We start from the raw sequence: 23666 nt of genomic DNA, 5'->3' as shown, positions 1-23666 counted from the left end.
TTTTCCAACTCCTCTTTCTTTTCGTATACCATCCCTTAATAAAAGGATAATACCGCCGCTATCCCTGCGCCGATCGCGAAAGCGGTCAGAAAAGCTTCGGCCCCCTTCGAGAGACCGGATACGAGATGTCCGGCCATCAGATCGCGAACCGCATTCGTCAGGTGAAGACCGGGGACGAGCGGCATGACGGAGCTGATAATGATTTTGTCGAGATCGGTACCGAAGCCGATATGTACGGATAGAACGGACAGCAGCCCGATCAATACAGCGGTCAGTAATTCGGCGAAAAACGTAATCGGAACGACCCGATGGAGCGTAACGAAAAACAAATAGCCGATGCCGCCGCTTGCGACGACAGGCCAGAAGTCGGACCATGCGCCTTGGAACATAATAAGGAAGCAGCCGCTGGCAATGGCGGCAGTGACGACCTTCAGCCAGTTCGGGTAACTGTACCCGCTGGCGCCCGAATCGATCCGTTGAAGCAGGCTGTAGGCTTCCTCGGGCGTAACCTCTCCGCGGCTCATCTGCCGGGAAATGTCATTGACTAGCGTCACTTTGAGCAGATTGGTCGACCGCTGCGAGATACGCATAAGCCGCGTTGTATGGGCAGTTCCTTCGATGGCGAATATAATCCCCGTGGGCGTGACGAAGCTTTGCGATTGCGAGATTCCGCAGGCTGCAGCGATCCGTACCATCGTATCCTCCACGCGATACGTTTCGCCGCCGTTCTGGAGGATGATCTTGCCAGCGAGCAGACAAAGCTGCGAAATATCGCAGCGGCCGATATTATCGTGATGGCCGATCGCCGTCATAGCTGCTTCGTCTGCCGTTCGAACTCTTCGCGTATGCCGGCGAGCAGGGCGGGATCGGTGCAGACGTCATAGGCGGTCGCCGCGAGCATCTTCGCCCCGAACAGCATGCGGTCGAACGCGGGCTCGGTCATAGTCGCGTCGCGGAACGCTTCGGTATGCAGCAGCAATCGATCCTCGACCACCTTGACGTAAGGGTGAATGGCTGGGCAGCGTACCGATACGTTGCCGAGATCGAGCGAGCCGTTATCTTTGCCGAACTCAATCTCATCGGAACGGATGCCGGCTTCAATGAGATTTTTATTGAATTGATTCGACAAAACCTCATTCGTAAGCAGCTCGTCATAGGAGAACTCGTAATTGTTAGTCGTTAGCGTGCAGCCGGTTTGCAGCGCCGCTCCTTCGGCGCAGCGAAGTACCTTCTGGGTCAGCTCGTTCGTGTAGGCCCGGGAAGCGGAGCGCACGTAGAACTTGGCCGACGCGTAATCGGGAATGATGTTCGGCGCTTTGCCGCCGTTATCGATAATGCCGTGAATTCGCGCGTCTTTGCGGCATTGCTGGCGCATCGCGTTAATGCTATTGAACAGCATAAGCACCGCGTCGAGCGCGTTCACGCCCTCGTACGGGCTTGCCGCGGCGTGAGCGGCAACGCCCGTATATTCGAATTGAATCGCGTCAAGCGCAAGCGATTCGCCGGAGCGCTCGAAGGTGTGATACGGGTGTGCCATCAGGGCGAAGTCGCAGTCGTCGAATAGACCGGCTGCCGCCATCGGCACTTTCGCGCCTTTCGTTTCTTCGGCAGGCGTTCCGTAGATACGGATTCGGCCGCCTAATTGACCGATCGCCGCCTTGAGGCCGACGGCCGCAGCGATGCTCATCGAGCAGATGAGATGATGGCCGCACGCGTGGCCGATCTCCGGCAATGCGTCATATTCGCATAGAAAGCCGGCAGTAGGTCCGGGCTTGCCGGAATCGTAAACGGCGATGAACGACGTCTCCATGTTCAGAATGCCGCGCGTAACCTCGAAGCCGAAGCGCTCAAGCTCGGCTGTCAATAACCCCGCTGCGTAAAACTCCTCGTGCCCGAGCTCCGGCCTGTTCCCGATCGAGCGGGAGATGGCGCGGAACGTTTCGGCATGCTCGTCGATGGTGCTGAATACGGTCTGTTTATTCGTCATAGTTGGGATGAGCCTCCTCCTCTTAATTATTGTAAGCATGTTAGGGTAAGGCGGCGAGCTACCGCATGCCGTGAATTTTTTTGAACTGTTCGGGACTTAGACCCTCGAGACGCTTGAATACCGAGCTGAAATAGCTGGGGGAGTCGAAGCCGACCCGCCTCGCGATTTCGTTCATCTTAATATCGCTTTCGTGGAACATAAGCTCCTTGCTGCGATTGATGCGCTCGCGATTTACGTACTCAAGCGGCCGCATTTTCATCGCTTTTTTGAACAACAGACATAAATATTGCGGCGTAATGTCTATGCACGAGGCTAAGTCTTTGATCGTAATGAGCTTATCGTAGTTGTCTTCAATATACTTCAACACCGGCTTCAGCTTCAATATATGATGCTCCGCCGATTGCGAGCTTACGAGAATAACTTTCATCAAATCAAGCAAAAACATGTAGACGAGCTTGGAGCATTCGAGTCCAATGAACGAACGGCCCGACTGCGTCATCGCATAAATGTTCTTCATATGCGTCACAATCATATCATGATCCGCTGTCGAATAGACGCCCGATTGCGTAATGCCCGCTTGCCGAAGCATCGTCTCCGATAGATCCCCGCGAAAGCTAAGCCAGAATATTTCCCAAGGCTCTTCCGTCGCATAGTAAGAGTGAGGGTCGCCTGGCAGGAGGCAGAAGCCTTGGCCTGATTGAACGTTCATCTTATGCTCGCCGAAGTGAAGGATGCCCGAGCCATTCATCACCTGCAGCCACTGAAAATGGGGGTAGCCGCCTGGGCGGTCGATCGCTTCCTGGTTATTCCAATGACCGATGCTCGTTAGGTATAGAGGGAGGGTCGTGTCGGCATCCGTCAGGGTCGGGAAGACCATGGTGTCCATCTTATTGCAGTCCTCCTGTTTCATATTTTGCTATCGATGCGAAAATACTATTATTTTAATGGCGATGCGTTCATTCTATAATATGAATATCATTATAGCATATCCATTTATGATGATTAAAAGACGATACTGGAGGCTCTATTCATGACGACAAAGTTCCCACCGATCAGCGGCAAGATTCCACAAATGCTGCATGGAGCAGATTATAACCCGGACCAATGGCAGAAGTATCCCGAGGTGCTGGAGGAAGATATTCGTTTAATGAAGCTGGCTCGCTGCAATGTGATGTCGGTCGGCATCTTCGCATGGTCGGCACTTGAGCCCGAGGAAGGCCGCTTCACGTTTGATTGGCTGGATACGCTGCTGGACAAGTTTGCGGCGAACGGTATATTTGCGTTGTTGGCTACGCCAAGCGGCGCGCGTCCGGCTTGGATGTCGGAGAAATATCCGGAAGTATTGCGCGTTGCTCCAAACGGCATTCGCAATCTGCATGGCGCAAGGCACAACCACTGCTTCTCCTCGCCGGTTTACCGCGAGAAAGTAGAGATTATGAATAGTAAGCTCGCCGAGCGTTATTCGCAGCATCCGGCCGTAATCGGCTGGCATATCTCCAATGAATACGGCGGCGAGTGCCATTGTAATTATTGCGAGGAAGCATTCAGAGGCTGGCTGCAAAATAAATACGGCTCGCTGGAAGCGCTCAACGACGCATGGTGGACGACGTTCTGGAGTCACACCTATACAAACTGGAGTCAAGTGGAGTCCCCGACCGCTCGCGGCGAGAACGCCGTTCACGGTCAGAATGTGGACTGGAGACGTTTCGTAACGGATCAGACAGTGGACTTCTGCCGTCATGAGATCGCGCCGCTTCGCGCCGCGAACCCGGAGCTGCCGATTACGACTAACTTTATGCTTGATTTCGAGCCGCTCAACTACTGGAAGTTCAGCGATCTGCTCGATATGATTTCGTGGGACGCTTACCCGACCTGGCATGACAACTTCGGCGACGACAGCTCGCTGGCGTCTTGGATTGCGTTTAACCACGATGTGTTCCGCTCCCTCAAGGGCGGCAAGCCGTTCATGCTGATGGAAAGCACGCCGAGCATGACGAACTGGCAGCCGGTCAGCAAGCTGAAGCGTCCGGGCGTTCATCTGTTGTCCTCTTTGCAGGCGGTGGCGCATGGTTCGGATACCGTTCAATATTTCCAATGGCGCAAGAGCAGAGGCTCAAGCGAGAAGCTGCACGGCGCGGTTGTCGACCATGTCGGCAACGAGCATACCCGCGTCTTCCGCGAAGTATCCGAGCTTGGACAGACGCTGGAGAAGCTGACGGAGGTTGTCGGCACTTCGGTGAAGCCTGAAGTCGCGCTCATTAACGATTGGGAGAACCGCTGGGCGGTGAAGGATTCGCAAGGACCGCGTAACGGCGGCTTGCATTACGAGAAGACTCTGCATAACCATTATCGTCCGCTATGGGATCTAGGCGTATCCGTTGACGTTATCGATTCGGAATGCAGCTTCGATTCTTATAAGCTGCTCATCGCTCCGATGCTTTATATGGTGCGTCCGGGCGTTGGCGAACGCATTGAACGTTTTGTCGAGAACGGCGGTACGTTCATCGCAACGTATTGGAGCGGCATTGTCGACGAGAACGACCTATGCTTCCTAGGGGGCTTCCCTGGACCGCTTCGCAAAACGCTTGGCATCTGGTCGGAGGAAATCGACTCCCTGCATGACCACGATTCGAACCGCGTCGTCATGAACGATGGCAACGAGCTTGGCTTCGGCGGCGAGTTCGTCGCTCGCGAGCTATGTGACCTCATTCACCTCGAAGGCGCGGAGGCGCTTGCGGTATACGGAGAAGACTTCTACGCAGGACGTCCGGCCGTAACGGTGAACAAGCTGGGCAAGGGCAAGGCGTATTATATTGCGTCGCGCAACGACAATGACTTCATTAAGCAATTGACGGCTAGCATTACCCGGCAAGCAGGCGTGAAGCGCGTCATCGAGTCCGAGCTGCCGGAAGGCGTAACCGCTCAGCTTCGTACCGACGGGGAGCATGATTACGTATTCGTGTCGAACTTCACGGATGCCGACAAATCGGTAGAGCTGGACGCTCGCGCATACACCGAATTGCTAACCGGAGCGGCTGTTGGTTCATCGATTGAGCTTGAAGGCCACAGCATAAAGCTTCTGAAGCGCGCTTCGAAGTAACATTCCTATAGATCTAACGAACTGCGCAGCACGTACGAAAGTCGTACGTGCCGCGCAGTTTTTTTGTTGTTTGCAGAGTACACCGCCCCATGTAAGCACACATACGCTCTTACACGCCGACGCCTTAGGTTACTCGACTCCCCGAAAGAGCGCATAAGCTCTTACAGCCAACTTTCGTCCAAGCAGCCTCTCCTTAATGAACTGTGTAAGAGCATATACGCTCTTACAAGCCGCTACTCCAAGTTACTCCACCGCCGTAAGATCGCATATGCACCTTTAGACTACATGATCTGACCAAGTAGCTAGGCCGCTTTAATTTATCAATTACTGTCGAATTTAACATTGCGTTAACATTCCATGCCACCGCAGTTGATGCTTGAGACCTATAGTAGTACCTGAGAGGATATGGAAGGAAGGGTGATCGTGAATGACGGTATCCGTTCTGGATAAGCTAGAATTGAAAGTGCAAGAAGAGGGAAAGGTAGTTGCAGCAGTTGCTATACGACCTGAAACAGAAACTGAGGCTGAAGCTGAGCCTGAAGCAATTGATAGGCTACAATCTGGTGCACATGGGGAAGCAGAAACTGATGTGACCGACCTGCAACCCGTTCGCATTGCCGATTATATGCGGGGAGCAGCTACTGTTGAAGAAGAGCGCTCTTGCCGGGAGACGATTGGCGTCTTCAAGCAAAATCCCGACTGCGAGTGCGTCGTCGTCGTACGCGGCAATGAGCGAATACCGGTTGGACTCATGATGCGCAACCGGTTTTTTCTTAAGCTCGGCCATCGTTTTAGTGCCGATCTGTATTATGAGAAGCCGGTTACGAGGCTGATGGATGCTCGTCCGCTAACCGTACATATTGCCGATGCGCCGCAACAAATTATCGACAGCGCGCTCAGCCGCGATGAGAGCATCCTCTACGACTGCGTCGTCGTGACGCAACAGGACGGATCGCTTGCGGGAGTGCTCACCGTATCGGACATGCTCAAGATGTCCAGAGCGCTCCAGCAGGAGGCGGAGAGGGCGCAGCGCCGCATTATCCAATCGGCCGAGCAGCGCGTCAGGCAGATCGAACAGGCGGCAAGCGCCGTTCGTGCCTCGACCGGGCAGGGCGAGTCGTTGTCCGTTGAGATGGTCGACTTAACGCTAAGCGGCAAGAACGAGCTGGACAAGGTGAGCAGCGCATTTCTGTCTATCGCTGCGTCATCGCAGCATCAAGAGCAGCGAATGAACGAGCTTCAGGCGGAAGCGGGCTCGATCAGCCGCGTATCCAAGGTAATCAGGGAGTTGGCGGATCAAAGCAATCTGCTCGCAATCAATGCTTCTATTGAAGCGGCAAGGGCAGGCGAGCATGGTCGCGGCTTCGCTGTTGTGGCAGGCGAAGTTATGAAGCTGGCGGGACAGACGAAGCAGCTAGCCGGCGAGATTACGATGCTGACCAAGTCAATCGTTGACGCTATCGGCGAAACGGCGGCGCTTGCGAGCTCCGGACGCTCGGAGACGACGGCGAGCGAGGCGTACGTTCTCGCTGCGGTTGAAGCGTTCAACCGCTTATTCCAGGCGGCAGCGGACAATCGCGGCAGCGCGAAGAAAGTCGGCGAGCTGTCGGAACAGGCGCATAAGCAATCGATTCATGTCGCCGACGAAATGGAGAAGTTGCGGCAATCGTATTTTTAACATGAAGTTTACAAAAAGAGAGTACCCGATTTACAAACGGCTAGTAATATTGATCTTGCAAGGGGAAACCCATACTAGACAAATTAAGAGGAGTGGTAGAGTTGTTTAAGGGGAAAAAGGGTAAAGTCGTTCTAATGTTGATGATGTCCATGTTGGTCGTATTCGCTGCAGCATGCGGCAATAACGCCAATAGTGGAAATACGGAAAATAATGGTGGAGCAGCAACGAACAATGTGGCAACGAACGCTCCAACTGAAGAAGCGGCCAAGCTTTCGGGCGAAATTAAAATAGACGGATCCAGCACGGTGTTCCCGCTGACGGAAGCTGCGGCTGAAGAATTCAACAAAGAGCATGCAGATGTTCGCGTACCAGTCGGCGTATCCGGCACAGGCGGCGGCTTCAAGCAATTCTGCGCAGCAGAGATCGCGATCGCAGACGCATCGCGTCCGATCAAAGACGAAGAAGCAACTGCTTGCAAAGACGCAGGCATTGAGTATACAGAGCTTTCGGTAGCGTTCGACGGTTTGTCGGTCGTCGTTAGCAAAGACAATGATTTCATCGACCACCTGACGGTTGAAGAATTGAACAAAATCTTCATGACTGGCAGCACGGTAAAAACTTGGAAAGACGTTCGCGATACTTTCCCGGCTGAGCCGATCGTTATGTTCTCGCCAGGCGCCGATTCCGGCACTTACGACTACTTCAACGAAGCAATCCTTGATAAAGCAGGCATTCGTAACGATGAAGCAATCAGCTTCAGCGAAGACGACAACGCACTCGTTCAAGGCGTTTCAGGCAGCAAATACGGCATCGGCTACTTCGGGTTCGCATACTTCGAAGAAAACGCGGATAAGCTGAAAGTCGTTCCAATCGACGGTGGATCCGGTCCAATCGAGCCTACGTACGACACGATCAAAGACGGCTCATACGCACCGTTGTCCCGCCCGCTCTTCATCTACGTGAACAACAAAGAGCTTGAGCGTCCTGAAGTGAAAGAGTTCGCGAAATTCTATATCGATAACATTGGAGCATTGGCTGGAGAAGTTGGCTACGTAGCGCTTCCAGATGAGCAATACGCAACAGAAGCAGCCAAAATCCAATAATAAGCTTTGGCTTGGTGCGAAAATGTGATGTCTCGCGGGACATCACATTTTTCTCGCCGATAATGTAAATGAATTGTAAATGGCAAGAAGGAGGCCGCCGGCATGCAAAGCGAAGCTCTGCAAAGCAATGACAATGCGAAAAACGCACCTGTAAAAGTCGACGCATACAAATTCAAAAACGAGCGCGTCAGCATCATGAATAAAGTAATGCCGATTTTGCTGTTTCTATGCGCGTCCGTATCCATCATGACAACGATCGGAATCGTTGTAACGCTGCTAACGGAAACTTATCAGTTTTTCAAGACGATACCGATACTGGACTTTTTGTTCGGAACGAAATGGTCGCCGCTAATCCCGCCTAAGAGCTTCGGGGTGCTGCCGCTGCTTTCCGGAACGCTGATGATTACGGTTATCGCATGTCTCGTTGCCGTGCCGATCGGCCTTGCTAGTGCCATTTATTTATCGGAATACGCGCCGAAGAAGGTTCGGAAAGTCATTAAACCGATTTTGGAGGTGCTCGCGGGCATACCGACGATCGTGTACGGATATTTCGCGCTAAGCTTTATTACGCCGATTATTCAAAGCATCTTCCCGAGCGCAGGCATATTCAACGCGCTTAGCGCCGGCATCGTAGTCGGAATCATGATTATTCCGATGGTAAGCTCGCTAAGCGAGGACGCGATGTCATCCGTGCCGCGCAGCTTGCGAGACGGCGCCTATGCGCTTGGCGCGACGCGGTTCGAGGTTGCTCTTAAGATCGTCGTGCCTGCAGCGCTGTCGGGTATTGTAGCTTCCGCGGTATTGGCATTCTCTCGTGCCATTGGCGAAACGATGATTGTGACGCTGGCAGCCGGCTCGACGCCTAACATGACGGCCAATCCGCTTGACAGCATTCAGACAATGACCGCATACATCGTTCAAGTCAGCTTAGGCGATACGCCGCACGGAACCGTTGAATACGGCTCGATATTCGCAGTAGGCATGACATTGTTCGTTATTACGTTCTTGCTTAATATTCTTGCCCAATACGTTGCAAGAAGATTCAGGGAGGAGTATTGATATGAACATCTTTCACGATGCGAACCGCAAGCAGATCGCAGGACGGCGCAGAACCGACTGGCTGCTTCATATTTTGTTCGTTACGGCAACCTCGATCGGCGTAATCGCGCTTTGCGCTCTGCTCATCGATATTTTGCTTGACGGCGTAACGCGGCTGCAGCCTGACTTGTTTACGAACTTCCCGTCCCGCAAGGCTGACGGCTCGGGCATGAAGTCGGCGCTTGTCGGTACAATCTATATGCTGCTTATTATGGCGCCGGTCTCTTTCATCTTCGGCGTAGGCGCAGCGATTTACCTAGAGGAATACGCGGGCAAAAACCGCTTCACCCGCATTATCCAGCTTAATATTAGTACGCTTGCGGGCGTACCATCGATCGTTTATGGAATCCTAGGCCTTGCGTTGTTCGTTAGGCTGCTGGCGCTCGACAAAAGCTTGATCGCCGGTGCGCTCACAATGACGCTGCTCGTGCTGCCGATTATCATCGTGTCGGCGCAGGAAGCGATTCGCTCCGTGCCGAAGTCGCGCCGCGACGCTTCGTTCGCGCTTGGCGCAACGAAGTGGCAGACCGTATCACGCTCCGTTATGCCATCGGCTATTCCCGGTATTTTGACAGGCGTCATTCTTGCGATGTCGCGGGCGATCGGCGAGACTGCCCCGCTCGTTATGATCGGAGCTCTGACATATGTCGCTTACTTGCCGGAGGGCCTAAAGGATTCATTCACCGTTGTTCCGATTCAAGTATACAACTGGCTGTCCAAGCCTCAGGTGGAGTTCCAGGAGCTTGCGGCTAGCGGTATTATCGTATTGCTTGCCTTGCTGCTGCTTATGAACTTCTCGGCGATACTGCTTCGAAACAAATATCAGAAAAACGTTTAATAACGGTTGGAGGAGACGAGCAAAATGGAAGCACTTATAAATATTAACAAGCTGAATTTGTTCTATGGCACTTTCCATGCACTCAAAAATGTATCGTTGACGATTCCTGAGAAAGCCATTACCGCATTCATCGGGCCGTCCGGCTGCGGCAAATCGACGCTGCTCCGCACGCTCAACCGTATGAACGACATGATTCCCGGCACGCGCATCGAGGGCGGCATCGCTATCGGCGGAACGGAAATTTATTCGAACGAAGTAGATGTCGAGACGCTCCGCAAGAAAGTAGGCATGGTGTTCCAGCAGCCGAACCCTTTTCCCAAATCGATTTACGACAACGTCGCTTACGGCCCTCGCCTGCACGGCGTAACAAGCAAAAAGGCGCTTGACGAAATCGTAGAGACGAGCCTGAAGTCGGCAGCTCTCTGGGATGAAGTGAAGGATCATTTGAAACGTTCAGCCTTCGGCATATCCGGCGGTCAGCAGCAGCGTCTTTGCATTGCGCGCGCGCTTGCTGTTAACCCTGACATTTTGCTCATGGACGAGGCGACTTCGGCGCTTGATCCGATCTCCACGCTCAAGATCGAGGAGCTGGCGCAAGAGCTGAAGGATAAATATACGATCGTTATGGTTACGCATAATATGCATCAAGCAGCAAGGGTTTCCAACCAAACGGTATTTTTCTTGAATGGCGAGGTCATTGAATATTCGGATACGGAGAAGTTGTTCTCCAATCCAACCGATCAACGCACGGAAGATTACATTAGCGGACGATTCGGTTAAGCCGGGACGAGGGGTCGGCGAACTAACGATTACCTAATAGGGGGAAATACGCTGTGATGACGAAACGCAAGGAATTCGACCAAGGACTTGAGCAGCTTCATAATTTGCTTGTAGAGATGGGCGGCTTCGTAGAGGAAGCGCTCGTTGAAGCAATGGAAGCTCTTAAGGTAATCGATATTGATCGCGCAAAGATAGTCATTAAGAAGGATCCGCTGTTGAACCAGATGGAAGAAAAAATTACGGAGATCGGCTCGCGTCTCATTGCTACGCAGCAGCCGGTTGCCAAGGACTTGCGCCGCATTCTGTCGGCTTTCAAGATTGCCAGCGACCTTGAGCGGATGGGCGATCTTGCGGTTGACGTGGCGAAGGTCGTATTGCGCCTGGAAGGTCAAGAGCTTATTAAGCCGCTGATCGACTTGCCGCGCATGGCAGAGATCGTGCAGATGATGACATATGAGTCGATTCAATCGTTCGTGCAAGAAAATGTAGACCTTGCTTACAAGATGGCGAAGGACGACGATCAGGTCGACGCGTTGTACGGTCAGATTACTCGCGAGCTGTTCTCGCTAATGATGGAGAATCCCCGCAATATCGCTCAGGCATCGCTGCTTAGCTTCGTTGGCCGCTATATGGAGCGGTTCGGCGACCATGCGACGAATATCGGAGAGAGCGTCGTTTACTTGGTCACGGGCAACCGTCCCGATCTTAATCAATAAACGAGATGAACCGCACATGTTGCCCGCGCAGGGCGCGTATGCGGTTTATTTGTTTGCGTAAGGAATTTGTATTGGCCGTTACCGAGCTTTTTCCCGAAAGCTATGTTGGATTTCAGCAGTAACTTCGTATGAAACGAGTATGCTATGTGTCCCACCAGGCAGCAGCCAAACGCCAACCCTACTGGCTATCCACTGCTCGAATCTTCGATTCCCCCACCTATCTTTGCGCACCGTCATCTGTCCATTGCTTAAAATCAACCTGCACATAAGCGATGTCGCAATTTGTCAGAAGTTTACCGAAATTTAACGTTAAGATGCATCTTACTTCACAAAAGTTTGTTAGTGTTAGGACTAAAGTACATAAAAAAAGACATGCAAGCATCGAGGGGATCCTAATGGAAGAGATTGGTTATGGTCTGTTCAACAGGGATATGATTCGGGGGATTAAGGAGCGTTGGAATAACGGAGGCATAAGCGCTATATATGTTCGCATCGACAGCGGCCAATCGGCTGCGGAATCGTCGCTGCTGCTGTGGGAAAGCGACCAAAAAAGATTGTTTTGGCGACTGCGGCTCGAGAACGAATATTACTATTTGCTTGCAAGGCAATCGGGCGATCCGCCGATCGAGCAGGTCGCGCAGCTCGCGGCGGAGTTACTGAATAAGCGTATGAATGCGGATCCGGCTGGTTCAAGAAGGGACTCGGTCAAGGCTCATATCGGCTATGCCGTCGCTTTTCCTTCCTCGGCCGGACGCTCGACGGAGACGGTTGTGTACCGTCTGCTAAGAGATGCGTTGCTGCTTAATGCATACGCCGCGCCAGTGCCTTACGCCTTTCATGGCGGACTTGCCGAAGTCGATACAACGGCGGTGACACTTGATTCCGCGGAGCTTACAGGTCAGTCTGGCGAGAAGAGAAACAAGCAGCCGCTTGAACTATATCGCTCTGGCAAGCCTATCGCGATCGGGCAGCTGGCGGCGCCGTTTCCCGTGTTCCAATCGCGAACGCTCGTGTCGGAGGTCGCTTATATGTTCGATACGAATCCGAAGGCGCCCGGCGTCATTATCGTGGCGGACAATCGCCCAGTCGGACTGCTGATGAAGGAAAAGCTGCATCAGCTGCTGGCAGGCCAATTCGGTCTTCCGCTCTATTGGAATCGAGGGGTCGAGCGAATTATGAACGATCAACCGCTCATCGTAGACGAGAATATGCCGGTGGAGCAAGTGTCGCAGCTTGCCATGAACAGGCATTATGCCCATTTGTACGATGTTGTCATTATTACCCGGAACGGGCAATTGGCAGGCGCCGCATCGATTCGCTCCATTCTGGAATGCATGACGGCGATGCGGACGGAGGCGGCAAGGGAGGCGAATCCGTTAACGGGTCTTCCCGGCAATGAGGGCATCCAGACCGAGCTTCATCGCCGAATTCAGGCATGCAGACCTTTTGCCGTTATTTATGCGGATTTGGATTATTTCAAATGGTTTAACGATTGCTTCGGCTTCGGACTTGGCGATGGGATGATTCGTTACTTAGCCGATACGTTAGGCAAGGAGCTGGAGCAGCATGGAACCCCGGGTGATTTTGTCGGACATATTGGAGGAGACGACTTCATTATCGTAGCGGAAGCGGCAAATGCGGAGATGATCTGTCAATCGTTAATTACGAGGTTCGAAGCCGGTGTAAAAGCCTTTTACGGAGGCGTGGAGGTGACTTCGGTAGAGGATCGCCACGGCAATGTGGTCGAGCAGGAGGGTGTGGCGTTATCCTTGTCGTTAATGGTATGGGACGGCATCGTGCCACTGACGCCGGAAGATATACCGAGGCTTGCCGCTAAGCTGAAGAAACGTGCGAAGTCGCTCAAGGGCAGCGTTTACGTGTTAGAGCATATTACAGGAATGCATCATGGAGAGGATCGAAAATATACGTGAAACGTTTACGTGAAAGTCAGCGCATGAGTCAGCTCGGCAACGGAATATGGACGATGTCAGGCACTCAGGCTGGACAACCCGGACTTATCGGAGTTCTCTATATGTCATGGCAGCAATCCGGCGAATCGGAGCAAAGCGGAAGCGGCATGTATTTCCGTAAGGAGTGGAAGCAGTTTGCTGAACGCGAGACCGAAGCGGTGTTCAAGAGCTCGGTGCTGTTCGAGGGGATGGACTGGATCCATGACGATCTATTCATCTATATGCGGCTCCCCAGCGGCCGCCGGGGAACGCTTGAAGGCTGGCTGCTGGAGACGACGTTCAAGCACACGAAGGAGTGGGAGCGGCGATTCGCAGCCCATATGCAGCAGTTATCCGAGCATCATTGGAGCGGCAAGCTATATATTGGCGTAGCCGTTGCGGAAATCAGTAGCAGTTCGGAGGAAGGGTCGGCTTGGTATGAAGCGGTCAAGCAGGCGATGCTGCACGGACAGTCCGCAGGCGGCATGGAGCGGAGCATCAAGCGCAGAGCGTTCGACCGGCTTATGGAGCAGCGCTCGATTGATCCCGTATACCAGCCCATATTGTCTTTGCGCGAGGATAAGGTGTTTGGCTTCGAGGCGCTCACAAGAACGCGGGAACGCACATGGTTCGAAGGACCGCTTGAACTATTCTCATTCGCCGAGCAAGAAGGCGCGTGCTATGTGCTGGACCGATTGGCACGGGAAAAAGCGATTGAAGGGTGCGGCGGCCTTAGGCGCGAACAGAAGCTGTTCATTAACGTTATGGCGCAAATCATAGAAGATCCGGAATTTTCTCCCGGCTTAACCTTGAGCTTGTTGGAACGCCGCGGCTTGTCGCCGCATAACGTCGTGTTCGAAATAACGGAGCGCAACTCGATCGAGGATTTTGGCGCCGTCAAGAAAGCGCTGGAGCATTACCGAAGCCAAGGCTACCAGATCGCCATCGATGATGTAGGCGCAGGCTATTCTTCCTTGCAATCGATTGTCGAGCTGCGCCCCGATTACTTGAAGGTGGACAGGTCGATCATTCAAGACATTCATCAAGACGAGATGAAGGCTCATATTCTGCATACGCTGGCGCAATTGGCTGCCAAGATGGACATCTCGATCATTGCCGAGGGCATTGAGCAGGAGGAAGAGCTGGCCAAGGTGCGAGAGCTCGGCGCATCGTATGCGCAAGGGTATTTGTTAGGCCGTCCCGCCGCGATGTCCGAGGATAGGGGGATTTGATTACAGGATACAGGTATGGGCTTTCACGAAGCGGACGATGCTTTGGGAAAGCCCATTTTGCGGCATCGTTTTATGGTATGATAGAGGGTAATCAGGTCATTAGGCGAGGTGTTGATGCAAATGGAAAAATGGATGTTAATCGACGGCAACAGCATAGCGTATCGCGCGTTCTTCGCGCTGCCGCCGCTGACGAATTCAGCGGGACAGCATACGAACGCCTTATACGGATTCACAACGATGCTTCTTAAATTATTGGACGAGCTTAAGCCTACGCATGTACTCGTCGCATTCGATGCGGGCAAAGTTACTTTCCGGCACGAAGGCTATAGCGAATACAAGGGCGGACGCCAGAAGACGCCGCCGGAGCTGTCCGAGCAATTCCCCGTGCTGAAGGAACTGATTCGATCCTTCGGCATCGCGCAGTTCGAATTGTCCGGTTACGAGGCGGACGATATTATCGGCACGCTGACGAAGCGGGCGGATGAGCAAGGCGTCGAGACGGTTGTCGTATCCGGCGACAAGGATATGCTGCAGCTCGCATCGGATAAAGTGACGATTGCGGTGACGCGCAAGGGCGTTAGCGAGGTTGATATGTACTCTCCGGAAGCCATCCAAGAGAAATATGGATTAGTGCCGCAGCAAATTATCGATCTCAAGGGTCTCATGGGCGATACGTCCGACAATATTCCGGGCGTGCCCGGCGTAGGCGAGAAGACGGCGCTTAAGCTGCTTCACGAACATGGCACGGTCGAGCAAGTGCTGGAGAATGCCGGCGAGCTGAAAGGCAAGCTGAAGGAAAATATCGAGACGCATAAGGATAGCGCGCTCATGAGCAAGAAGCTCGCGACGATCTTCCGCGAGGTTCCGCTTGAGAGCGGAACCGACGAGCTGCGCTATAGCGGCTACGACGGGGCAACGCTCGCGGAGGCGTTCCGCAAGCTGGAGTTCAAGTCTCTGCTGGAGAGGCTCGACCTTGGCGTGTCAGTCGGCGATTCTGCAGAAGAGGCGAAGCAATCCGCTGCGGAACTTAATATCGCGATCATTGCATCCGAAGAGGATGGCGAATCGTTGTCGGAATTGTTATCGGCTCTGCAGCAGGACAAGGAGCATGGCTTATACATCGAAGCGATCGGCGAGAATCCGCATCAAGCGGAAATCATCGGCCTGTCCGTCGCTACGGAAGATGCGGTGTACGTTCTTCCTTACAGCGCGCTTAAGAAGCCGTTCGCAGCCGGTTTGGTCGAGTGGTTCTCGCAAGCAGACAAGCCGAAGTACGGCTTTGACTTACATAAAGTGGAGCTTGCGCTCGCATGGAGCGGGATTCGATATGCGGGCACTGCATTCGACGTGCAGCTTGCGGCCTATTTGCTCGACCCGACAGATACCGCGCTGTCGCTTAGCGCGATTACCGGCAAGCAGGGGCTGTCCGGCATTGCTTCCGACGAAGCGGTCTATGGCAAGGGAGCGAAGTTCAAAGTGCCGGATGCGGATACATTGTACCGTCATCTGGCGCTGCGCGGAGACGCGGTTCGCAAGCTTGTTCCGATCTTGACGGCCGATCTTGAGAAGAGCGGGATGAGCAAGCTGTATTTTCAACTGGAGCAACCATTGTCCCGCGTTCTTGCGGGCATGGAGCTTCAAGGCATAACGGTAAAGAAGCAGGAGCTAGAGGAACTGGGACGGAACCTGGAGTCGCAATTAGTGACGATTATGAGCGATATATATAAGCATGCTGGCGTGGAGTTCAATATCGGCTCTCCGAAGCAGCTTGGCGAAATCTTGTTCGAGAAGCTTGAGTTGCCTGCGCGCAAGAAGACGAAGACCGGATATTCGACCGATGCCGAGGTGCTGGAGGATCTGGCGCCTTATCATCCGATTATTCCGCTCATTCTGCATTACCGCCAGCTTGCGAAGCTGCAATCGACGTATGTCGAGGGACTTCTGAAGGAGGTGCGCGGGGAGACTGGCAAGATCCATACGTACTATCGCCAGACGATTGCCGCGACCGGACGCCTCAGCAGCCAATTTCCGAATTTGCAAAATATCCCGATCCGGCTGGAGGAAGGCCGCCAGATTCGCAAGGCTTTCGTTCCTTCCGAACCCGGATGGTACATTGTCGCAGCCGACTATTCGCAGATCGAGCTTCGCGTCTTGGCTCATATTGCCGACGACGAGAACTTGAAGGAAGCGTTCATTCACGATATGGACATTCATACGAAGACGGCGATGGACGTATTCGGCGTAACGGCCGATCAAGTCGATTCCAATATGCGCCGTCAAGCGAAGGCGGTTAACTTCGGCATCGTATACGGCATAAGCGATTACGGATTGTCGCAGAACCTTGGCATTTCGAGGAACGATGCGGGTCGATTTATTGAGCAGTACAAGGAAGTGTTCAAAGGCGTACGCCAATTCATGGAGGATATCGTCGTTCAGGCGCGGCGCGACGGTTATGTAACGACGCTGCTTGAACGCAGGCGCTTCCTGCCGGAGATTAAGGCGTCGAATTTCAATTTGCGATCGTTCGCGGAGAGAACGGCCATGAACTCGCCTATTCAAGGAACGGCAGCCGATATAATTAAGCTGGCTATGGTGCAGATGGACGAGGCGCTGCGCGAGCGCAAGCTAAAGAGCCGCATGCTGCTTCAAGTACATGACGAACTTGTATTCGAAGTGCCGGAGGAAGAGCTGGAGCTGATGAAGTCGCTAGTGCCGGAAGTGATGTCCGGAGCGCTTAAGCTTCATGTTCCGCTGAAAGCAGATGTCAGTTTCGGTGTCAATTGGTATGAGGCAAAGTAACCCGCTGGCCGTCTATATACGTTATAATAGATGTCGAGGTGATGAGAAATGCCTGAATTGCCAGAGGTAGAAACCGTAAGGCGCACATTGATTGATCTTGTCGCGGGCAAACGAATACAGTCCGTAACCGTTAAGCTTCCGCGTATTATACAACGTCCCATTGAGCCGGAGCAGTTCGCGGACGCGCTGGCCGGGCATACGATTCAAACCGTTGAGCGGCGCGGGAAGTTTCTGTTGATCATGCTGGACGGCATCGTGCTCGTGTCGCATCTCCGGATGGAAGGGCGCTACAGCGTCAATAAGGCGGATGAGCCGACCGCGCTGCATACGCATGTTATTTTTCACTTTGACGATGGTACGGAATTGCGATATAAGGATGTTCGCCAGTTCGGAACGATGCATCTATTCAAGACGGGAGATCATTTTCAGCTGCCGCCGCTTAACAAGCTTGGAATTGAGCCGTTGGAGCCGGCATTTACGCTAAGCGCGCTGCGCGAGAGGCTCGACAAGCGCAAGATGAGCATCAAGCCGCTCCTCCTTAACCAAGAGCATATCGTCGGACTTGGCAATATTTATGTGGATGAAGCGCTGTTCCAAGCGCGAATCCACCCCGAACGTCCGGCGAATACGCTGAAGCCTGCGGAGTGGATGCGACTGCATGAATCCATTCGCTCGACGCTTGCTCGTGCCGTGGAGGCGGGAGGCTCGTCGATCCGTTCTTACGTGAATGGACAAGGCGAAATGGGCATGTTCCAGCATTCGTTTTCTGTCTATGGCAGGAAGGACGAGCCCTGCAAAGTATGCTCGCGGGCGATTAAGAAATTCGTCGTTGGCGGCAGAGGTACGCATATATGCGAGAATTGCCAGCCGGCGCCGAAGGAATAATGCCTTCAAGGTATGATATCCAATTCATCGGTCAAGCATAAAATATAATCATCCGGTTAGGCTTGTAACGAGGCGTTATGCACCGTCATCCGCTCTTCGCATATGATGTTCTTGTTAAGAGAACATGGGCGAACGCCCGAATCAACGGTTAAGGTACTGGAAATTAAGCCGTTGACCGGGGCAGTCGCAATGCGGGGAGGGACTTCGTTGTTCGCGCATTTGGCTCCACTGTTAGTGATTGCTTTTGCGGTTAGCTTGGATGGATTCGGCGTTGGAGTTACTTATGGGCTGCGGAGAATCAAAATACCGTTCGTATCGGTTTTTATTATTGCCTGCTGCTCAGGACTGATTATTTGGCTATCGATGCAGGTCGGCGGATGGCTGTCTGGCTATTTATCCGAATTCGCCGCCAGGTTGATCGGCGCATGCGTGCTCATCGTGATCGGCGGCTTCGCCTTGTTCCAACTGCGTCGCAGCCGCGAGGAGCAGAGCATGGGAGCGGATTCGGATGACAGGTTGGAGGGGACAAAGGCTGTCGGGGCTATTTCCCCTTCAGGAGCTGCGGAACGCAACATCGCTTCCAGTACGGTTCTTGTCGTCATGGTAGAGCTTAAGCGGCTCGGTCTCGTCATTCAAATTCTGCGAACCCCGCAAGCCGCCGACGTCGACAAATCGGGTACGATCTCGGCTTCGGAAGCGGTGATGCTTGGCGTCGCCTTGTCGCTCGATGCATTAGGCGCCGGTCTTGGCGCCGCGATGATCGGTCTTCCTGCGCTTATGACGGCGCTTATTATCGCCGCATTCAGCGCGATTTTCCTCCTTGGAGGCATTCGGTTCGGGTTTCGATGCTCGACTTGGAGAGGAATGCAGGTGTTGTCCTTCCTCCCAGGCCTATTATTAATTATTATGGGTATTATGAAGCTGTTATAATTTGAGGTGAAATGGATGATAATCGGATTAACCGGCGGTATAGCCAGCGGCAAAAGCACCATTGCTAAGCTGCTCGCTGACCGCGGCGCGCTGCTGGTCGATGCCGATCAAGTAGCTAGAGAGGTCGTCCAGCCGGGAGAACCTGCGCTTGAGGCGATCGCCTCTTCGTTCGGACAAGCTATACTCCAAGAGGACGGTACATTGAATCGTTCTGCCCTGGGCGCTATCGTCTTCCATGACAAAGCTTCACTAGCAAAGTTGGAATCGATTACGCATCCTGCAATCAGGCAGCGAATGCAGCATAGAATACATACGTACGCAGACGAGAATCCTAATGCGCTTGTCGTGGCGGATGTTCCATTGCTATATGAAACGAATCAGCAAGCTTTGTATGAAGGCATTATGGTCGTCTACGTTCCTGAAGCGGTGCAGATTACGCGGCTGATGGAACGTAATACAATGGACGAGGCGGAAGCGAAGCGGCGTATTTCGCTGCAGATGGACATTGAAGAGAAGCGAAGACGCGCGGATTGGGTGGTCGACAATAGCCGCTCGTTGGTCGAGACGGAACGCCAGATCGACGTTTTTTGGAAAAATCAGGGTTTATTATGAGGGTATTGTTGAAGAAAAGAGTGTTTCTCGTATTGGTGCTTGGACTAATCGCCATCCTCTTTCTGAAGTCGGACTGGCTAGGCGAGTACATGTATCCGGTGTATTATAAGGACGATATTCGCGCTAGCGCCTCGAATTACGGGTTGGAGCCGCATTTGGTAGCCGCCGTTATCCGAACGGAATCGAACTTCAAGACGGGAAGGCAATCGGACAAAGGGGCAGTTGGATTAATGCAGCTTATGCCGATGACGGCAAAGGATGTCGTTCAGAGGGCTGGATTCGCCGAGGTGACGGAGGACATGCTAAGACAGCGCGCGGATGTCAGTATCGAGCTTGGATCGTGGTATTTAAGTTCGTTGCAACAGAGATTCGATCAAAACAAAATTGCCGCAGTAGCCGCGTATAACGCAGGGCCGACGAGGGTCAGCGAATGGCTGAATACAGGCAAGTGGGACGGGAAGCTGGAGACGGTGAAGCAAATTCCGTACGGCGAAACCCGCCACTATGTACAACGCGTCATTTATTATTATAATAAGTACAAGGAATTGTACTCTGACTTTTAACTTAGAACATAAGATGAGCCTTGAGAGGCTCGCCGTTTCATGGACGAGCTTCCCAAGGCTTCTGCTATTCATACAAGCTTAATGAATCATTATTTGAATTGGCCGGCAAGCGATTGCTCGGCGATTTGCACCAGGCGACGAGTGATGTTACCACCGATCGAGCCTGTGTCACGAGTAGCCATGTTTCCATAGTATCCGTCTTGCGGAATGGCAATACCCAATTCTTGAGCAACTTCGAATTTCAATTGGTCCAATGCAGCATTAGCTTGAGGTACAAGCAGTTGGTTGCTGTTGTTGTTATTGCTTGGCATGTATGTTCACCTCCTTGCGGTTGGTAACTGTATTATGTGCGTATTTCCAGAGTTCATTCAGGTAAGGTATGGGAAAAATAAGTTTATTTTTTGTGCGATATATATCAGCAAATTAATGAAGAACGGAGGGATGCATTCCAATGAAGTGCCCATACTGCGACTATGCCGGCACCAAGGTATTAGATTCGCGTCCAGCTAACGAAAACAAATCCATCCGCCGACGTCGCGAGTGCGAGAAATGCAACCGTCGCTTCACGACGTTCGAGATGATTGAAGAAACGCCTCTAATCGTCATCAAAAAAGGCGGCAGCCGCGAAGAGTTCAGCCGCGACAAAATATTGCGCGGACTTATCCGCGCTTGCGAGAAGCGCCCCGTACCGGTGGAACGTCTCGAAGTTATAGTCTCCGAGGTCGAGAAAGAGCTCCGTACGACGGCACTTGCAGAGGTGGAGAGCCGCGACATCGGCGAGATAGTCATGAGCCAGCTCTACCCCGTTGACGAAGTAGCGTACGTCCGCTTCGCGTCGGTTTATCGTCAATTCAAGGACATCGACATGTTCATGAAGGAGCTCAACAATCTGTTGTCCAAGCACCCTTTGAACAGCCTCAGAGATATTGATTGACAATTCTGGCGACATTATGATATTATCAACTTTGTCGTCATTTGGGGCCTTAGCTCAGCTGGGAGAGCGCTTGCATGGCATGCAAGAGGTCAGGGGTTCGATCCCCCTAGGCTCCACCATAATAAACAAATCAACCACGTCCATAGGACGTGGTTTTCTGTTTATTAGGTGGATAGCCTAGGGGAGATGAACCCCTACAGGTTCGCCCCGCGCGGACGTAATGAAGTGAAGAGGTTTCGAAGAAATACTTCTACTGGAGGAGCACGGCGTTTGGATCAACCGCTAAAAGTGCCCTTCGAGTAACCTTCGTCAGCCATTCGATCAAGATTCGGACTTCCCATAAAGGACAGCAAGTAAATACGAGCTGTTTTACCCTAGGCTCCATTTGAATTCTTTTAGCTCACTATCCCAACAACACAGGTAATAATACATAACTTTTCAGCTTCAGTCTGCGCGGACGGAGCGAATGAGTCAAACGGGATGAATCCCTCAAGGCTCCACCAAATAAACAATTCAACCACATCCAATTACGAGAAAACGGTGAAGAGGTGTCGCCGTAACATATTTATCTTGACGAATCAGAAGGGAATAATATACAATCATTATGTACTGATCAGTATAGAAAGAGTGGATGCACAATGGTTCGACCAAAGGAATTCGATGAACGGATCGCACTAGCTGCAGCGATGCAAGTTTTTTGGGAAAAAGGGTATGAAGCAACGTCCATCGGCGACCTTACGGAACGTATGAAGATCCAACGGCCAAGTCTGTATGCAACATTCGGTGGGAAGAAAGAGCTTTTTGAAGCCGCATTGAAAGCTTATGTTCAGTCGAGCCTCACCTACGTTGAGAACAAGCTTCGGAGTGCGCCTTCGGTGAAAATGTCATTACTTGCGTACTTTCAAGGAATCATTGAGGGAGCAGGCGGCAGTAATCCGGTTTTCGGTTGTCTGTGTGTGAATACGATGGTTGAATTGGCACCTCATGACCCCATTTTCGCCCACATAACAGGAGAGTTCCAGGCTCGATTAACCGAATTGTTCCAGAGATCGATAGAGGACGGAATTCGATCCGGCGAATTATCGAATCAATTGAATCCTTCTTCGATCGCGCGCGTGTTGACGTTAACCGCGATTGGATTATCGGTGACGATGAAGATGAAACCCGACCCATCGCGGGTTGAACATGTCGCAGCGGAAATTCTTACTCTTTTGGAGTAAGTTTTTTTTAACCGTTATGTACCGAATGGTACAAAATGAAAATAGGAATGAGGAGGCGTTACAGGATGAACGAGAAAATCGCATTGATTACAGGCGCAAACAAAGGAATCGGCCTAGAGGTCGCGCGTCAGTTGGGGAAGCAAGGAATGATCGTACTGGTAGGGGCTCGAAGTTTGCAAAAGGCTGAACAGGCGGTTGAGGAGCTGCAAGCCGAACTAATCCAGGCTTACCCGATAAAACTGGACGTCACGGATCCGGAGCATATTCGTTCCGCGGCGAACCGAATTGAAAAGGAGTATGGTAAACTGGATGTTCTCGTGAACAATGCAGGTATCTACGTGGACCATGAGGGGACGGACGTGGATGTGATACGGCGAGGCTTCGAAACGAACTTTTTCGGCGCTTACGCGCTGACCACCTCGCTGCTGCATTTGCTTAAATTGAGCCCTGCAGGACGAATTGTGAATCAATCCAGCATTCTCGGTTCGATAGGAACCATCCTCACGAACGAGATGTATGGGAGGGCTTCCGCACCTGCTTATACAACCTCAAAAGCAGCGCTAAACGCTTGGACTGCTCAGCTGTCCATTCAACTTCGGGATACCCCGATCAAAGTAAACGCCTGCCATCCGGGATGGGTCAAAACCGAAATGGGCGGAAGCGACGCCGTCATGGAAATTCAAGAAGGGGCGGAGACGGCGGTCTACTTGGCCACGCTGTCTGGAGATGGTCCTACAGGGGGCATGTTTCATAAACAAGAAGCCTTGCCTTGGTGAGATGCGCAAACAGCGATGAGCCAAACGCTTCCAATGGAGGAGCACGGCGTCTGAATCTACCGCTAAAAGTCCTCTTCGTGTAAGCTTCGTCAGCCATTCGATCAAGATTCGGACATCCCAAGATGGAATTGCGAGTCTATGCAAGGCATATCCCCCTAGACCCCTAGGCTTCATTAAAGGTGTTAAAGTCCTTTAGCACACTATCCCATACACTAAGGATAAGTGGATAAATCCAATTCCCCGTGTAATCCGAAGAGGATGGGCGTCTGTATCAACCGCTAAGAGTCCTCGTCGAGTTAACTTCGAATAAGGATTGGACTTCACATGATGTTACAGCAAGAGGACAAGCCGTATCCAATTAGACTCCTTTAACAAAAAGTAACGCAGCCAATTCGGCTGCGTTTCTCGTATGGCTTATTTGTTTAATGCGATAAGCGGAGCGAGACGCGGTTCATAAAACACCCCG

The 23666-nt window shown here is 52.4% G+C and carries 21 protein-coding genes and 1 tRNA gene; 18 read left to right on the top strand and 4 right to left on the bottom strand.

Features of this window, described 5'->3' with window-relative positions:
* Positions 1-35: 35 nt before the first annotated feature.
* From J2T14_RS04730 to J2T14_RS04720, 3 genes are read right to left on the bottom strand one after another with little or no spacing between them, the layout of a single operon-like run.
* Positions 36-812 carry a threonine/serine exporter family protein gene (locus J2T14_RS04730; protein WP_307468288.1) on the bottom strand — a complete coding sequence of 259 codons (777 nt, stop codon included), beginning with the start codon at positions 810-812 and terminating at the stop codon, positions 36-38.
* Positions 809-1987: a M20 family metallopeptidase gene (locus J2T14_RS04725; protein WP_307468286.1), complete on the bottom strand. Its 1179-nt coding sequence runs from the start codon at positions 1985-1987 to the stop codon at positions 809-811. Before J2T14_RS04725 ends, J2T14_RS04730 begins: the two co-directional genes overlap by 4 nt.
* A gap of 58 nt (positions 1988-2045) precedes the next feature.
* The gene (locus J2T14_RS04720) at positions 2046-2873 is read right to left on the bottom strand and encodes an AraC family transcriptional regulator (RefSeq protein ID WP_307468283.1); all 828 of its coding nucleotides are present in this window, start codon (positions 2871-2873) and stop codon (positions 2046-2048) included.
* Positions 2874-3017: 144 nt separating this feature from the next.
* Between J2T14_RS04720 and J2T14_RS04715 the strand changes: the two genes are divergently transcribed.
* From J2T14_RS04715 to J2T14_RS04650, 14 genes are all read left to right on the top strand, one after another.
* The gene (locus J2T14_RS04715; protein ID WP_307468281.1) at positions 3018-5087 is read left to right on the top strand and encodes a beta-galactosidase; all 2070 of its coding nucleotides are present in this window, start codon (positions 3018-3020) and stop codon (positions 5085-5087) included.
* Between the two features lie 589 nt (positions 5088-5676).
* Positions 5677-6765: a methyl-accepting chemotaxis protein gene (locus J2T14_RS04710; protein WP_307468278.1), complete on the top strand. Its 1089-nt coding sequence runs from the start codon at positions 5677-5679 to the stop codon at positions 6763-6765.
* A gap of 101 nt (positions 6766-6866) precedes the next feature.
* Positions 6867-7868: a PstS family phosphate ABC transporter substrate-binding protein gene (locus J2T14_RS04705; protein ID WP_307205592.1), complete on the top strand. Its 1002-nt coding sequence runs from the start codon at positions 6867-6869 to the stop codon at positions 7866-7868.
* Positions 7869-8063: 195 nt separating this feature from the next.
* Positions 8064-8927 carry a phosphate ABC transporter permease subunit PstC gene (gene pstC, locus J2T14_RS04700; RefSeq protein WP_307205837.1) on the top strand — a complete coding sequence of 288 codons (864 nt, stop codon included), beginning with the start codon at positions 8064-8066 and terminating at the stop codon, positions 8925-8927.
* 1 nt (position 8928) lies between these two features.
* The gene (gene pstA, locus J2T14_RS04695) at positions 8929-9804 is read left to right on the top strand and encodes a phosphate ABC transporter permease PstA (RefSeq protein WP_307205590.1); all 876 of its coding nucleotides are present in this window, start codon (positions 8929-8931) and stop codon (positions 9802-9804) included.
* Between the two features lie 24 nt (positions 9805-9828).
* Complete coding sequence (pstB, locus tag J2T14_RS04690) at positions 9829-10584, top strand: phosphate ABC transporter ATP-binding protein PstB (protein WP_307205589.1); 756 nt, start codon at positions 9829-9831, stop codon at positions 10582-10584.
* Between the two features lie 56 nt (positions 10585-10640).
* The gene (gene phoU, locus J2T14_RS04685; RefSeq protein ID WP_307205588.1) at positions 10641-11300 is read left to right on the top strand and encodes a phosphate signaling complex protein PhoU; all 660 of its coding nucleotides are present in this window, start codon (positions 10641-10643) and stop codon (positions 11298-11300) included.
* Between the two features lie 395 nt (positions 11301-11695).
* Entirely contained in the window at positions 11696-13231 is a 1536-nt protein-coding gene (locus J2T14_RS04680) for a GGDEF domain-containing protein (RefSeq protein WP_307468275.1), read from the top strand.
* Positions 13228-14481 carry an EAL domain-containing protein gene (locus J2T14_RS04675; RefSeq protein ID WP_307468273.1) on the top strand — a complete coding sequence of 418 codons (1254 nt, stop codon included), beginning with the start codon at positions 13228-13230 and terminating at the stop codon, positions 14479-14481. Before J2T14_RS04680 ends, J2T14_RS04675 begins: the two co-directional genes overlap by 4 nt.
* A gap of 120 nt (positions 14482-14601) precedes the next feature.
* Positions 14602-17280 carry a DNA polymerase I gene (gene polA, locus J2T14_RS04670; RefSeq protein ID WP_307468272.1) on the top strand — a complete coding sequence of 893 codons (2679 nt, stop codon included), beginning with the start codon at positions 14602-14604 and terminating at the stop codon, positions 17278-17280.
* Between the two features lie 48 nt (positions 17281-17328).
* On the top strand, positions 17329-18165 hold the full coding sequence (gene mutM, locus J2T14_RS04665; RefSeq protein ID WP_307468268.1) for a DNA-formamidopyrimidine glycosylase: 837 nt from the start codon (positions 17329-17331) through the stop codon (positions 18163-18165).
* 207 nt (positions 18166-18372) lie between these two features.
* Entirely contained in the window at positions 18373-19095 is a 723-nt protein-coding gene (locus tag J2T14_RS04660; protein WP_307468266.1) for an MntP/YtaF family protein, read from the top strand.
* 15 nt (positions 19096-19110) lie between these two features.
* Complete coding sequence (gene coaE, locus J2T14_RS04655; protein WP_307468264.1) at positions 19111-19707, top strand: dephospho-CoA kinase; 597 nt, start codon at positions 19111-19113, stop codon at positions 19705-19707.
* The gene (locus J2T14_RS04650) at positions 19704-20270 is read left to right on the top strand and encodes a lytic transglycosylase domain-containing protein (protein WP_307468261.1); all 567 of its coding nucleotides are present in this window, start codon (positions 19704-19706) and stop codon (positions 20268-20270) included. The genes coaE and J2T14_RS04650 overlap by 4 nt, the downstream gene beginning before the upstream one ends.
* Before the next feature lie 89 nt (positions 20271-20359).
* Here J2T14_RS04650 and J2T14_RS04645 read toward each other — a convergent pair whose 3' ends face one another.
* Complete coding sequence (locus J2T14_RS04645) at positions 20360-20581, bottom strand: alpha/beta-type small acid-soluble spore protein (protein ID WP_307205580.1); 222 nt, start codon at positions 20579-20581, stop codon at positions 20360-20362.
* A gap of 140 nt (positions 20582-20721) precedes the next feature.
* On the opposite strand from J2T14_RS04645, the gene nrdR reads away from it, so the two are divergent.
* The 4 genes from nrdR (at position 20722) to J2T14_RS04625 (ending at position 23200) form a co-directional block, all read left to right on the top strand.
* Positions 20722-21204 carry a transcriptional regulator NrdR gene (gene nrdR, locus J2T14_RS04640; protein ID WP_307205579.1) on the top strand — a complete coding sequence of 161 codons (483 nt, stop codon included), beginning with the start codon at positions 20722-20724 and terminating at the stop codon, positions 21202-21204.
* A gap of 43 nt (positions 21205-21247) precedes the next feature.
* Positions 21248-21323: transfer RNA gene (locus J2T14_RS04635), tRNA-Ala, on the top strand.
* Positions 21324-21842: 519 nt separating this feature from the next.
* Positions 21843-22424 carry a TetR/AcrR family transcriptional regulator gene (locus tag J2T14_RS04630; protein ID WP_307468259.1) on the top strand — a complete coding sequence of 194 codons (582 nt, stop codon included), beginning with the start codon at positions 21843-21845 and terminating at the stop codon, positions 22422-22424.
* A gap of 65 nt (positions 22425-22489) precedes the next feature.
* The gene (locus J2T14_RS04625) at positions 22490-23200 is read left to right on the top strand and encodes an SDR family oxidoreductase (RefSeq protein WP_307468256.1); all 711 of its coding nucleotides are present in this window, start codon (positions 22490-22492) and stop codon (positions 23198-23200) included.
* The last annotated feature ends 466 nt before the right edge of the window (positions 23201-23666 follow it).

The sequence above is a fragment of the Paenibacillus harenae genome (assembly GCF_030812415.1).
Lineage (GTDB): Bacteria > Bacillota > Bacilli > Paenibacillales > Paenibacillaceae > Pristimantibacillus > Pristimantibacillus harenae_A.
This window is presented reverse-complemented; position numbering and strand designations above follow the sequence as displayed.

Excerpts from the sequence above, each read along its gene's own strand:
- pstA (WP_307205590.1), top strand. The coding sequence starts at position 8,929 with ATGAACATCTTTCACGATGCGAACCGCAAGCAGATCGCAGGACGGCGC.
- J2T14_RS04625 (WP_307468256.1), top strand. The coding sequence starts at position 22,490 with ATGAACGAGAAAATCGCATTGATTACAGGCGCAAACAAAGGAATCGGC.
- J2T14_RS04630 (WP_307468259.1), top strand. The coding sequence starts at position 21,843 with ATGGTTCGACCAAAGGAATTCGATGAACGGATCGCACTAGCTGCAGCG.
- J2T14_RS04720 (WP_307468283.1), bottom strand. The coding sequence starts at position 2,873 with ATGGACACCATGGTCTTCCCGACCCTGACGGATGCCGACACGACCCTC.
- pstC (WP_307205837.1), top strand. The coding sequence starts at position 8,064 with ATGAATAAAGTAATGCCGATTTTGCTGTTTCTATGCGCGTCCGTATCC.
- phoU (WP_307205588.1), top strand. The coding sequence starts at position 10,641 with ATGACGAAACGCAAGGAATTCGACCAAGGACTTGAGCAGCTTCATAAT.
- pstB (WP_307205589.1), top strand. The coding sequence starts at position 9,829 with ATGGAAGCACTTATAAATATTAACAAGCTGAATTTGTTCTATGGCACT.
- J2T14_RS04725 (WP_307468286.1), bottom strand. The coding sequence starts at position 1,987 with ATGACGAATAAACAGACCGTATTCAGCACCATCGACGAGCATGCCGAA.
- J2T14_RS04645 (WP_307205580.1), bottom strand. The coding sequence starts at position 20,581 with ATGCCAAGCAATAACAACAACAGCAACCAACTGCTTGTACCTCAAGCT.
- J2T14_RS04730 (WP_307468288.1), bottom strand. The coding sequence starts at position 812 with ATGACGGCGATCGGCCATCACGATAATATCGGCCGCTGCGATATTTCG.
- J2T14_RS04715 (WP_307468281.1), top strand. The coding sequence starts at position 3,018 with ATGACGACAAAGTTCCCACCGATCAGCGGCAAGATTCCACAAATGCTG.
- J2T14_RS04650 (WP_307468261.1), top strand. The coding sequence starts at position 19,704 with ATGAGGGTATTGTTGAAGAAAAGAGTGTTTCTCGTATTGGTGCTTGGA.
- coaE (WP_307468264.1), top strand. The coding sequence starts at position 19,111 with ATGATAATCGGATTAACCGGCGGTATAGCCAGCGGCAAAAGCACCATT.
- nrdR (WP_307205579.1), top strand. The coding sequence starts at position 20,722 with ATGAAGTGCCCATACTGCGACTATGCCGGCACCAAGGTATTAGATTCG.
- polA (WP_307468272.1), top strand. The coding sequence starts at position 14,602 with ATGGAAAAATGGATGTTAATCGACGGCAACAGCATAGCGTATCGCGCG.
- J2T14_RS04680 (WP_307468275.1), top strand. The coding sequence starts at position 11,696 with ATGGAAGAGATTGGTTATGGTCTGTTCAACAGGGATATGATTCGGGGG.
- mutM (WP_307468268.1), top strand. The coding sequence starts at position 17,329 with ATGCCTGAATTGCCAGAGGTAGAAACCGTAAGGCGCACATTGATTGAT.